Annotated in this window: 9 protein-coding genes; all 9 read right to left on the reverse strand. The window is 70.5% G+C overall.

Going from position 1 to position 12,619, the window contains the following annotated elements:
- Window positions 1-28 precede the first annotated feature (28 nt).
- Window positions 29-1,222, reverse strand: coding sequence for a glycosyltransferase (locus tag ABT304_RS26640; protein ID WP_350719853.1), 1,194 nt, complete (start codon window positions 1,220-1,222; stop codon window positions 29-31).
- On the reverse strand, window positions 1,215-2,324 hold the full coding sequence (locus ABT304_RS26645; protein ID WP_350719855.1) for a DegT/DnrJ/EryC1/StrS family aminotransferase: 1,110 nt from the start codon (window positions 2,322-2,324) through the stop codon (window positions 1,215-1,217). The genes ABT304_RS26640 and ABT304_RS26645 overlap by 8 nt, the downstream gene beginning before the upstream one ends.
- The gene (locus ABT304_RS26650) at window positions 2,321-2,974 is read right to left on the reverse strand and encodes an LbetaH domain-containing protein (RefSeq protein ID WP_350719856.1); all 654 of its coding nucleotides are present in this window, start codon (window positions 2,972-2,974) and stop codon (window positions 2,321-2,323) included. The genes ABT304_RS26645 and ABT304_RS26650 overlap by 4 nt, the downstream gene beginning before the upstream one ends.
- Window positions 2,971-4,104 (reverse strand): DegT/DnrJ/EryC1/StrS family aminotransferase, encoded by a 1,134-nt coding sequence (locus tag ABT304_RS26655; protein WP_350719857.1) that lies wholly within the window; start codon window positions 4,102-4,104, stop codon window positions 2,971-2,973. The genes ABT304_RS26650 and ABT304_RS26655 overlap by 4 nt, the downstream gene beginning before the upstream one ends.
- Window positions 4,101-5,117 carry an NAD-dependent epimerase/dehydratase family protein gene (locus ABT304_RS26660; RefSeq protein ID WP_350719859.1) on the reverse strand — a complete coding sequence of 339 codons (1,017 nt, stop codon included), beginning with the start codon at window positions 5,115-5,117 and terminating at the stop codon, window positions 4,101-4,103. The genes ABT304_RS26655 and ABT304_RS26660 overlap by 4 nt, the downstream gene beginning before the upstream one ends.
- On the reverse strand, window positions 5,114-6,184 hold the full coding sequence (locus ABT304_RS26665; RefSeq protein WP_350719861.1) for a Gfo/Idh/MocA family protein: 1,071 nt from the start codon (window positions 6,182-6,184) through the stop codon (window positions 5,114-5,116). The genes ABT304_RS26660 and ABT304_RS26665 overlap by 4 nt, the downstream gene beginning before the upstream one ends.
- Before the next feature lie 81 nt (window positions 6,185-6,265).
- Complete coding sequence (locus ABT304_RS26670) at window positions 6,266-11,020, reverse strand: DUF4082 domain-containing protein (protein WP_350719863.1); 4,755 nt, start codon at window positions 11,018-11,020, stop codon at window positions 6,266-6,268.
- 19 nt (window positions 11,021-11,039) lie between these two features.
- Window positions 11,040-11,882 carry a glycosyltransferase family 2 protein gene (locus ABT304_RS26675; protein ID WP_350719864.1) on the reverse strand — a complete coding sequence of 281 codons (843 nt, stop codon included), beginning with the start codon at window positions 11,880-11,882 and terminating at the stop codon, window positions 11,040-11,042.
- Window positions 11,879-12,610, reverse strand: a complete 732-nt coding sequence (locus tag ABT304_RS26680; protein WP_350719866.1) for a serine O-acetyltransferase — start codon at window positions 12,608-12,610, stop codon at window positions 11,879-11,881. The genes ABT304_RS26675 and ABT304_RS26680 overlap by 4 nt, the downstream gene beginning before the upstream one ends.
- Window positions 12,611-12,619: the final 9 nt, after the last annotated feature.

Below are 12,619 nucleotides of genomic sequence, written 5' to 3' on the forward strand. Positions count from 1 at the left end.
CTCTACGAATTTCTCAGGCCTGCCCCGATCACCCCACGAAGAACGCCCGGTTGCGCGGTCGGCTCCACAGCGGCGCGAGAGCAGCCGGGTCGGCACCGAGGAGGAGCCAGAGGCCGGTGTCGCGGGCGAGGCCGACGACGTAGGGGCCGGTCGCGGTGGCGGCGAGGGGGGCGATCTCCTCGGGCCGCAGGCCGGAGACCAGGAGCAGCTCGGAGGGGGCGGTCGCGGCGACGGCGGCGACGACGCCGGGCCAGCGGAGGGTGGCGGCGGAGAAGGCGATGCCGTTGCGCTCCAGACCCTCGGCCTCGCCGACCGTGCCGTCGCGGGTGGGGTCGACGACGCGGATCGAGGAGCTGCCCGCGAGCCGGGCGACGTCGTCGACGAGCAGCCGGATGTCGGCGAGCACCACCTGACGCCCACGCGCGTGGCCCCGATCCTGCGGGACCCCGCGCAGCGAGCGCCTCACCCGGCGGGCCCGGACGGACTCGCCCCAGAACGTTCGCGCGCCCCGGCCTCGCCGGACGGTCCAGGAGGTGGTCCCGGCACCGTGCTCACCGGCCACGATCCCGCACGTGGTGCGGATGGGCACGAGGCTCGCGTAGGTGTGGCCGACGCTGCGATGCGCGACGTCGAGACGGGCGAGGTTGGTGGTCATGCTGTTGTGGGTCAGCGGGATGTCGACGGCGGCGGCGCGGCGTCCGGAGGCGCGCATGCGAAGGCAGTACTCCACGGCGTACGCGTGCCAGGCCAGGTCGGGCGACTCCGAGAGCGGCTCGCGCAGCACCTGTGAGCGGGTGACCATGAAGAGCACCTCGTCGAGGGAGTCGACGTCTACCGGGACCGAGGTGGAGCGGCCGAGCGGGACGACCCGGTCGCGCACCGCACCGACGACCTCGCCGCGGTGGTCGACTCCGACCGCCCCCAGCACCCCGAGCGAGGGGTCGGCGAGGAGCGTCGCGGCAGCAGCCTCGAGCGCGGGCAGCGAGTGCAGGTAGACGTCCTGGTGGACGAAGACGACGACCTCGTTGCGTGCCATCCGGGCGCCGTGGTTGAGCGCCGCACCGGCGCTCGCGAACGCACCCGAGACGTTGTCGACCGGGATCAGCTCGGTCTGCCGCGATGCTCCCGGAGCGGCCTTGATCGAGGCCGCCAGGCACGACTCCAGCACCGCCGGGTCGTTGTAGACACAGACGATCGAGACCGGTGTACGCACCTCACCCATGCCTCACCGCCGCGATGAGCACGTCGGCGACGTACTCCTGCTGCTCCGGGCTCAGGTGCGGGAACATCGGCAGCGACAGGATCTCGCCCGCCGCCCGCTCCGCGACCGGGAAGGAGCCCTCGCCGAACCCCAACGAGGCGTACGCCGCAGTCAGATGCACCGGGAACGGATAGTGGATCCCGGTGCCGATCCCGGCCTCCAGCAGCGCAGCCAGCACCCGGTCACGGTCACCGACCCGGACGACATAGAGATGCCAGACGTCGAGGTTGCCCGGCGCCGACTCGGGCACCCGGAGCCCAGGAACGCCGGAGAGAAGACGGTGGTAGCGGTCGGCGGCCTGCCGGCGCAGCTCGTTCCACTTCTCCAGACGGGCCAGTTTCGCGGCGAGCACGACGGCCTGGATCGTGTCGAGGCGGGAGTTCATCCCGACGACCTCGTGGACGTACTTGGTCTCCGAGCCATGGGCCGCGAGCAGCCGGACCATCCGCGCGATCTCCGGGTCGGAGGTCGTCACCGCGCCGGCGTCACCGGCAGCGCCGAGGTTCTTGCCGGGGTAGAAGCTGGTCGCCGCGACGGTGGCGAGCGAGCCGCTCGCTCGACCGTTCCGGCGCGCGCCCTGGGACTGCGCGGCATCCTCGATCACCGGGATCCCGGCGGCCGCCGCGAGCGGGAGCAGCTGCTCCACGAACGCGGTCTGCCCGAACAGGTGCACGGGCACGATCGCCTGCGTACGCGACGTGAGCGCCCGCTCCACCGCGACGGGATCGATCAACAGGTGTGACTCGTCGACGTCGACGGGCACCGGTACCGCCCCGATCCGGCTGGCCGCCTCGGCGGTCGCGATGAAGGTGTTGGCGGGCACGATCACCTCACCACCGGGCCGTACCCCGACGGCTCGCATCGCGAGCTCGAGCGCGTCGGTCCCGTTGCCGACGCCGACGCAATGGCCGGCTCCGACGTAGGCCGCATACTCCTTCTCGAAGGCCGTCACCTCCGGTCCTCCCACGAATGCAGTTCGCGAGAAGACGTGGTCCAGCCCGAGGCGTACCTCGTCCTCGATCTCCGACTGCTGCGACCCGAGGTCGACGAACGGCACCTTCACCAGATCAGCTCCTGACGTGAATTGAGACGGCGGGCGGGCACTCCGGCCCAGGTCTCCCCGGCGGGCAGGTCGTGGAGCAGGACCGCTCCCATGCCGAGGACGGAGTCGGCTCCGACGGTGGTGCGCTGACGCACCGAGGAGCTCATCCCGAGGTAGGCGGCCTCACCGATCACGACCTCGCCGCCGAGGGTCACCCCGGCGCAGATGGTCGCGTAGTCGCCGACGATGTCGTCGTGGGTGAGGACCGCGTTGGGCATCGCGACGACATGGCGCCCGACGCGTACACCGGCCGTCAGCACGACCCCGGCGAGCAGCACGGTCCCGGCACCGAGCTGGCAGCCGGCCGGCACCGACGCGGTGGGATGGACGATGGTCGCGTAGCGCTCCGGCGCCACCCCATAGCCGATCAGCCGGTTGTAGAGGCGTCGGCGCGTCGACCCGGCCCCGGCGCAGATGACCAGGTCGTCACCGCAGTCGGTGGCGACCTCGATCGGTCCGATGACCTTGACCCCGCCGGTTCCGTCGACCGAGCCGATCATCTGGCCCCAGCGCTCGCGGTCGTCGTCGACGGCGACGATCTCGTCGTACTCCGCCGCCGCCGCGACCTCCCCGGCGAGCCCGCTGGCCGCGACGAGAACCAGCGTGGTCATCGACGTCCTCCCCCCTGCCGGAGTACGTCGATGACCCGCGCCTGCTCCGAGTCCGAGATCTGGTGGAAGAGCGGCAGGATGAGCGTGTTGTCGGTGAGGTGCTCGGTGGCCGGGAGGCTGAGGGACGACGAGGCGTACGCAGGCTGCCGGTGCGACGCCATGATCCCGCGTCGCGCCGAGATCCCGGCCTCGGCCAGGGCGCTCAGCAGCCCCTCCCTGTCCAGCCCGTAGGGGTACCCCACCTCGATCCAGAACGACTGGAAGTTGCTGGTCCCCCAGGTCGGGTCCGCGACCGCCCGCAGCCCGCCGATCTCGGCGACCGACTTCGCGTAGACCGCGGCCAGCTCCCGGCGCCGGGCGACGACCTCGGGCAGCCGGTCGAGCTGCACCAGGCCGACAGCGGCCTGCAGGTCCGTCATCCGGAAGTTGAAGCCGACCTCGTCGTAGGACTCCGGCGGCGAGACCAGGCTGGCGTGCCGGTCGGCGGCGGAGACGCTCATCGCGTGCTCGCGCAGCCGGCGCGCCCGCTCGGCCAGGTCGGCGCGCGAGGTGGTGAGCATCCCGCCCTCGCCGGTGGTGAGGATCTTGCGCGGGTGGAAGGACCAGGCAGCGATCTCCGCTCCCGCACCCACGGGGCGACCGCGGTAGGTCGACCCGGCACCGCAGGCGGCGTCCTCGACGACCATGATGTCGAGCGGGTCGCAGACCTCCCGGATCGCGTCCAGGTCGACCGGAACCCCGCCCTGGTCGACCACGATCACCGCGGTGGTACGCGGCGTGAGGGCCTCCCGGACCGTCTCGGCGGTGAGGTTCCCGGTGACCGGCGAGACGTCCGCGAAGACCGGGCGGGCACCGACGTAGACCGCCGCGTTGGCGGTCGCGATGAACGAGAAGGACGGGACGACGACGTCGTCACCGGGGCTCACCCCCGCCACGACCAGCGCCAGATGGAGCGCCGTGGTGCAGCTCGAGGTGGCGACCGCGTGAGCGGCCTGCTGCGAGGAGGCGAAGCGGCGCTCGAACTCGGCCACACGCGGTCCCTGGGCGACCCAGCCGGAGCGGAGCACGTCGGCGACCGCCTCGACCTCCTCCTCGCCCAGCCAGGGCTGCATGACGTTGATCCGGTTCATGACGTACCTCCGCTGAGCTCGCGGCCGGCGGCGATCTCGGAGCGCAGCGGCGCCCACCACTCGACGAGCTGGCGCAGCCCCTCCTCGAGCCCGATCGTCGGGGACCAGCCCAGGTCCTCGCGGGCCGCGGAGATGGAGGCGAGCCGTCGGGTGACGCCGTTGACCGCTCGCTCCGGACCGTGCTCGACGCCGAGCGGCGAGTCCATCGCCCGCAGCAGCGCCTCGGCCAGCTCCAGCAGCGAGGTCTCGGTGCCGGAGGCGATGTTGTAGACGCCCTCCTTCACGTCCGAGGCCGCCGCCAGGATGTTGGCGCGGGCGATGTCGGGGACGCAGACGAAGTCCATCGTCTGGCGCCCGTCGCCGAAGATCAGCGGCGGCTTGCCGTCGGCGATCCGCTCCATCCACCGCACCAGCACCTCGGTGTAGGCGCCGTGGACGTCCATCCGGGGTCCGTAGACGTTGAAGTAGCGCAGCCCGACGTAGTCGAGCCCGTGCATCGCCCGGAAGGACCGCACCAGCCCCTCGTTGTAAGACTTCGCGGCCCCGTAGAGGGTGTCGTTGTTGTTGTGGTGGTGCCCCTCCGGCGTCGGGAACTCCTCGGCGAGCCCGAAGACCGAGGCCGAGGAGGCGTAGATCAGCTTGTCCACCCGCGCCTGCACGGCGGCCTCGACCACGTTGAAGGTGCCGTCGACGAGCACCTCGTTGGCCAGCCGGGGCTCCTCGGCGCACAGCGTGATCCGGATGGCGGCCTGGTGGAAGACGAGGTCCTTGCCGGCGGTGAGGTCGCCGACCAGGTCCCGGTCGCGGATGTCGCCCTCCACGAGCCGCACCCGACCGGTGGCGAGGGCGTCGTCGAGGTTGGCCTTGCGTCCCCGGATCAGGCTGTCGAGCACGTCGACGTGCGCGACCCCGGCGTCGAGGAGCTGGTCCACGATGGTGGAGGCGATCGTGCCCGCACCTCCGGTGACCAGGACGTTCGCACCGTTCAGTTTCGTGAGGTCGGGAGAGGTCATCGGATCAGCTCCAGGGTCGGGGTCTCGGCGGCCACCTCGACGAGGGCGCCACGGGCTCGGAGGCTGGTCTGGGCCGCCTCCAGGACGGAGAGGACACGGAGCCCGGCGGCCCCGTCGGTGCGCGGCGTACGGCCCTGCCGGATCGCCTCGGCGAACTCGCCGACCATCCGGGCGAGCGCCTCGTACTCGGGCAGCGCGGGCGCCCAGGTGTCACCCAGCCGGTAGGAGATCGTCGCGGCGGCGCGGTCGGCGATGTCCACGCTCTGCTGGACCAGGTCGACGCCGCGATCGAAGACGCTGAGCCGCTGTTGCGGGTTGAGGTCGTCCCAGACCAACGTACGCCGGCTCCCGCCGATCACCATCTGCCTGATCTTGGTGGGGCTGAGCCAGTTGACGTGGACATGGGCCATCGCCCCGCCCTCCAGCGGCAGCGTCAGGTAGCCGACGCAGGACTTGCCCGCCCGGAGCGGGTCGGCGCCGTGCGCGGCGACCCCGGTGGGGCGCAGCCCGCCGGGCAGGATGAAGTCGAGGATGGAGAGGTCGTGCGGAGCCAGGTCCCAGAAGACGTCGACGTCGGGCTGCACAAGCCCGAGGTTGATCCGCACCGAGTCGACGAACAGGATCTCACCGAGCGACCCGTCCTCGATCAGCTCGCGGATCTTCTGCACGACCGGTGTGTAGCAGTAGGTGTGGTCGGCCATCAGCACGAGATCGTTGGCGCGCGCGGCCTCGACCATGCTCCGCCCGGACTCCACGTCGTCGGCCAGCGGCTTCTCGACGAGCACGTGCTTCCCGGCCCGCAGCGCCCGCTCCACCAGCCCCCGGTGCGTCCGAGCCGGGGTGGCGATCGCGATCGCGTCCACGTCTTCCCGCGCGAGCACCTCGTCGAGGTCGGTCGTGGCCAGCACATCCGTGCCGCCGCCGATCACGTCCTGGGCCCGCGCGAGGTCCAGGTCGACCACCGCGACCAGCGACCAGTCCCGTGCGTTCCGGAAGTTGCGGACCAGGTTGGGCCCCCAGTAACCGGCCCCGACCACTGCCACGCCGAGCGGATCCCCATCAGTCATGACGACCATGAAATAGGCGCGGGCGAGGCTCCGAAGAGCCTCGCCGCACCTATCCCCGCAATTAGGGACCGCTCAGCCGGCCTAGGGCGACGCCGGGCGGAACCTCACGTCCACGAAGTAGTTCGTGGAGTTCCAGGATCGGTTCGGGAGCCCCCCTCCGGACCCGTACCGATACCTGCCGTTGGCTCCGCCCGGGGCCGTCAGTGGGCCGACCGTCCGCGACTGGGTGAGCGCCGCGGGCGTCGAGGCGTAGCGCCCGTTGGGCGCGTAGTAGGACACGACGTACGTCGCCCCTGGCGTGAGCGCGACCGGTGTCGGCAACGTGGCCGTCTGCCAGCCGATCGCGGTCTCGTTGGTGAAGGTCACCTGGGCGATCCGGGTGCCTGCCGAGTTCCACAGCGAGCCGGTGTGGGTGCCGGTGTTGCCGGTGCCCTTGTAGAACCGGATCGCGGTCACCGAGCCGGCCACCGACGTCCTGAAGGCCGTGCCGAGCTCGATCGGCATGATGTCGAGTGTCGAGGTGTTCTGCGGAGTCACACCGGTGAACAGCGACACCTCGGTCACCGCGGCTGGGACAGTCGTGAACGACCACGTCTGCGTGGGCAGGTTCGCCCCTTCGGTCGAGACCACACCCGAGACCGTCACCGACACCGTGGCCCCGGACGGCAGCGCCGCCGACGGGGTGAAGCGCAGCGTACGTCCGTCGCTGCTCAGCGCCGCCGAACCCGCCACCGAGGACCCGTTGGCCGTGACCGACATGTTCCAGCCGCTCGCGATCCCTGTCGAGAACGTGATCGACGGGGTCACCGAGGTCGCCACCTCTGTCGTTCCCGGTTCCGGAGTCTGCTCGGTGACCGAGATGGTCGGACCCGCCCGCTCGAAGACGACATCGGCGAAGTAGTTCGTCGACCCGAACGAGTACTGCGGGAACCCGCCCGCGGCACCGTAGAGATAGCGACCGTTGTTGCCCGCCGGAGCGGTCAGGTCACCCGAGGAGTAGGCGGTCGCGAAGAACTGCGACGTGGTCGCATAGTGCCCCTGCGGAGCCAGGTAGGAGACGATGTACGACACCCCTGCCTGCACCTCGACCGGACTGGACAAGGTGGCCTGCTGCCAGCCGGAGGCGGTCTCTCCGGTGAAGGTCACCTGGGCGAGGCGCTGGCCGGCCATGTTCCACAGCGACCCGACGTGGGTGCCGCCGTTGCCGGCTCCCTTGTAGAACCGGATCGCCGTCACCCGCCCGTCTCGGGTGGGACTGAACACCGTCCCGACCTCGACCGGAGAGCTGTCGTCCTGGGCCTCGACCGCGGGCACCACGTCACCGAAGAGCGTCTGGCTCGATGGTGTCTCCGCCGATCTGGTCCGGAACGTCCAGGTCTGTGTGGGCAGACTCGCCCCCTCGGTCGAGGTGACCCCGCTGAGCGTGACCGTCACGTCCGCGGATGCGGGCAGCGAGGAGGTCGGGTCGAAGGTGAGCGTCGTCCCGGAGTTGCTCAGCGTCGTCGTCCCCGGGATGGACTGGCCGCCCGAGGTCGCCGACATCGTGTAGCCGGAGCTGATCGCCGAGGAGAACGACGCCACGACGTTGCTCGAGCGCGGCACCTCGACCGCCCCGGGAACCGGGCTGCGCGAGGTCATCGTCAGCGTCGGCGCACCCTTCTCGAAGACGACGTCGACCATGTAGCTCGAGGGCGAGGTGGCCGCCGGGAAGCCGGTGCCATAGGCGTACGCCCCTGCCGTCGAGGTCACCCGCAACGGCGGCTTCGACAGGTCGGCCGACGCGAAGGCGTTCGGGGTGGCCGAGTAGTAGCCGTTGGTGCGGTAGGAGGCGATGTAGTCGGTGTTCGCCTGGATCTGCACCGGCTCGGCGAACGTCAGCGTCTGCCAGCCACTGGTCGTCTCGCCGGTGAAGGTGCCCTGGGCGAGCACCGCCCCGTTGGCCGACCACAGGGTGCCGGTGTGCGGGGCGGCGTTGTTGACGCCCTTGTAGAACTTGACCCCGGTGACGGTGCCGGCCACATCGGCGCGGAACCTGACGCCCAGCGTCAGCTGCGCGTTCTCCGGGTCCTGGAGGACCGTCGGTGTGGCGTCCTCGTCATAGAGCGAGCACGGGCAGACTCCTGCCGTGGCCGGCGGTTTGGCCGTACGGAACGACCACGTCTTCCCGGTCGAGACCGCCGTGCCGCCGCTGTCCTGCCCCGAGAGCGTGGCGGTGTAGGTGACGAACCCGGCGAGGTTGGCCGACGGGGTGAAGGTCACCGTCCTGGTCGTCGAGTCATAGGCCGTCGACCCGGCCACCACGTTGCCGAGGGAGTCGGTCAGCCGCAGCCCGACCGACGAGGCGACGACCGGCTTGGTGAAGCGGGCGCTCACCGTCGTATTGCGCGGGACCGAGGAGGAGTCGGCCAGCGGCCACTGGTTGGTGGCGGTCAGCGGCGAGTCGTCAGTGGTCGTGAACAGCACGTCCACGAAGTAGTTGGGGTTCTGGTAGGAGCTCGCCGGGAACTGCCCGGCATTCGCGTAGACCCCCGCCGGAGCGGCCCCGTAGCCACCCTCGACCTCGAACGGGTACGCCTCGAACCCCTGCGCAGCGAACGCCCAGGGCGCCACGGCGTAGTGTCCGGCCGGAGCCGTGTAGGAGACGGTGTACCTCGCCCCCGCGGCTACCGCGACCGGCTGGCTGAACGTCGCCGACTGCCAGCCACCACTCGACTCGTTGGTGAAGGTGACTTGGGCCAGCCGCTCGCCGCTGCTGCTCCACAGGGAGCCCACGTGGGTGCCGGTGTTGCCGGCGCCCTTGAAGAAGCGGACGCCCGCGACGTACCCGTCGGCCTGAGGGGTGAAGCGCAGGCCGAGCTCGGCGGCGCCGCCGTCGTTGGCCGACGGTGTCGCCGGGCTGGTGACCGCGTTCCATGTCGTCGGCACCTCCCGCTGCCCGAGGATGCTGCACGGGCAGGTCACGTTGAAGCTGCGGTTGACGGCGGTGCCGATGTTGGCGCTGTCGTCGACGGCGCGGACCCGCACCGGGGTGCTGCCGACCCCGGGCTGGACGTACGTCACCGACCAGGCGGTCGTCCCCGTGGCCGGGTGCCAGGAGGTCCCGTCGTCGAGGGAGTACTCGACTCCGGCGACCACGCCGCCGCCCGTGTCGGTCGCGGTGCCGGTGAGCGTCACCTTGGTGCCGTTGGGCTGTGTCGAGCCGGCAGCCGGCGACGTGATGGCGACCGACGGACCGGTCGTGTCGGTGGTCTTGGTCGCCGCGACCAGGCCGCTCATCAGCGTCGTCGGCTGGGCGTCCATGTCGGCCAGCAGGTTCACCTGCGCCTGCTGCATCCGGCGGTCGGCGGTCTCGTCGTGGTACGGGTTGTCGTGCTCGGAGTCGAGGCCCCAGGTCCACTGCACCGATCCCGCGCCGAAGACGAGCGCGCCGCTGGCGGCCCGGTAGAGCGTGAGTGCGTGGGTCGTGGTGCCGTCGCCCGTGGTCCGGCCGAAGTCGGTCATGTACTGGTTGTCGATGAACCCGGTGGTCTCCGACATCCGGATCAGGCCGGGTGGTCGGAACCCGTTGTCCTGGTCCTCGTCGGACTCATAGCCGACCGTGTGTGGCGCCAGCTCGGTCTGGTCGGCGGTCATCGAGGACAGCCCGGTGTTGCGCCACAGCCGCAGCCCGCCCTGGGACTTCTTCACCGTCACCGGCAGGTCGGTCAGGTTGGACATGAAGATGGTGCCGGTCAGGGAGTTCTCCGGCTTCCCGCCGCCCAGGCTCTTCGGGGTGTAGCGCGGGTCGCGCCAGGTGCCGGTCGACTCCGGGGCCGGGTCGAGCTTGGCCTGCGCCCAGGACTCCTTATAGGTGACCAGGGTCCGGTAGGGCGTGTTGGTGCCGTCCTTCGAGGCCTCGTAGCGGGTCCGCCAGTAGACCTCGTTGCCGCTGAGGAACTGCAGGTTCACGCCCGCGTCGCGGGCGGCCTCGACGTTGGCCCGCTGCTGCCCGCTCCAGTACTCGTCGTGCCCGACGCTGAGGAAGGTCTCGTGGTTGGTGAGCAGCCCGCCGTGACGGTCGGTGTCGATGCCGGAGATGTAGCTGACGTCGTAGCCGTTGCGCTCGAGGAACCGCACCAGCGGGTACTCGTTGGCGAAGAAGAAGTCGTGGGACGTCCCGCCGGAGCGGGTCGAGAACGGTCGGTTGTAGCTGAGCTTGTAGGCCCGGCCATTCCCACCGCCGGTGTAGAAGCTGGACCCGCCGTAGTTGTTGTAGGCCTGCCAGGTGGTGTCCGAGGTCTGGAAGACGACGTCGGAGTGGCTGTCGTCGTCGCGGACGATGAAGGTGATGTGGCTCGACTCGTTGGTGTCGGCGCGGTCGAGCTTGGCGACATAGACGCCCGAGACCGCGGTCGCCGGCACGTTCCAGGAGGCCGAGACCGCCCAGTTGCCGCAGTCGGTGATCTCGGTGGCGGTGTCGCGATAGCAGTTCGGCTGGTTCTGCGGCAGGTTCGCCGACGGGGTCACCGAGGTGATCCGACGGGCGCCGTCACCGCCGTAGTACCCCATCCGATAGATCGTGATCGTGTACGCCGAGGCATCGGTGTCGACCTTGAAGTCGATCCGGTTGCCCACGTCGACACTGATGTCGGTCGCGAACCCTTGGATCGAGCTGTCACCGGCGCCGGTGATGCCCCATTCGCTCGAGGGACTTCCTGGTTTGCTGTTCTCGCAGGCGATCGCATTGCCCTCAGGGCCACACGGGTCAGCACTGGCGCTCGTGGCGGTGACGAGCGAGATGACAGGGGTGACAAGAACAACTCCGAGCAACGCGGCCAGTCCCGTTCGCAGCTTCACAGTCGTGCTCCTTCTCGGATCAGGCTCGCGAGCTCTCGTCGCGTAACCAGGTGGTGTAGTCGCCGGTCCGGACCGCTCTGCGGGAGAGCATCCGGGCGACGAGGGTGACTGTCATGAAGACCGGAACCCGAAGTCCGATCGCAGGCTGACGCAGCCCGAGCTTGAGGAGATCCGAGAACGAGGTGGATCCGTACCGCGCCCCATGGGCGTCGGCTTGAGCGTTGCCGGTCGCGACGCGGATCCTGCGTCTGACCAGGTCTTTCACCGTACGCGGCGGCCGCACGACCACGGTCGCGTCGGTGACCACCCGGCGCTCGGCGGGCATGAACAGCTCCGAGGCGACGAGGTCGTCGTTCATCAGGCTCGCCCCCGGACCGGTGGTGCCGGCGACCCGGGCCTGGCCCTCGGCGGTGAGGCAGAAGGCGCCGCGGCCGAACAGGCCGCTGCGTACGGCGGGGAGGGCCTGCCACACGCGGTAGTAGGCACGGACCGGCCAGGAGGAGTGCTCGGTCGGGATGCTCCGCCCGGGTGCGACGGCCAGCACCCCGTCCTCGTCGAGCGCGTCGACCAGCCGGAGCAGGTCGGCGCCGGTGAGGCGTACGTCGGCATCGAGGTGAAGCCGCGGATAGGTCGTGGCCGAGGCGTTGCCGACCTCGACCGCGCGCGCCTTGGAGGCCTCGGCGATCTCCAGGACGCGTACGCCCGGGACCTTCCGGGCCACCGCGGCGGTGTCGTCGGTGCAGCCGTTGCACACGACCACCACCTCGACGGCACCCTCGGGGATGCCGCCGAGCAGGGCCGTCAGGTTCTCCGACAGCCCCTTGGCCTCGTTGTGCGCCGGCACCACGACGCTCGCGATCACGACCCACCCCTGCCGGTCGAGCCGCCGGAGCCGCTAGGCGGAGGCGTGTCGAGACCAACACGGTCCTTATCGAGCGCTGAGGGGACCGTGTTGGTCTCGACACGCTCGGCCGCAGGCGGCCTCGCGGCTCGACCTGCGGGGGCGACGACGAAGTTGATCATGTTGCTGTTGTCGTAGTCCTTGGCGATGACCCGGCCGGGGTTGCCGCAGACGAGGCTGTGGGGCGGGACGTCCTTCGAGAGCACCGTCCCGGCGGAGATCGTGCAGCCGTCGCCGACCGTGATCGCGCCGGTGATCACCGCGCCGGGACCGATCCAGACGTCGTCGCCGATCGTGGGCAGACCCTGGTCGCCGTCGGCGATGCGCTGGCCGATGGTGACGTTCTGGTGGAGGACGCAGTTGCTGCCGACCACGGCCGGGCCGACGATGATCCCCGAGCGGTGCATGAGCAGCAGCCCGGGCCCGATGTCGGCACGCCGGAAGATGTCGGCGTGGTGGACGCGGATGTTGCGCCGGTTCCAGAACCAGTAGACCCCCAGCGCGAGCACGCCGAGCAGGCGGTTGCGGGTGCGCAGCCGGGTCGCCCAGCGTCCGAAGCGGTAGCAGGCGACGCAGTGCAGCTCGTAGTCGAAGAGCCAGAACCGCAGCCTGGACAGCCAGGACGTACGCGGACCGTCGAGGACGATCGCGTACATCTTGGCCAGGTCGACCTCGAAGTCGCCTGTCACCCGGGCACC

It is taken from the genome of Nocardioides sp. NPDC000445, assembly GCF_040300245.1.
Lineage (GTDB): Bacteria > Actinomycetota > Actinomycetes > Propionibacteriales > Nocardioidaceae > Nocardioides.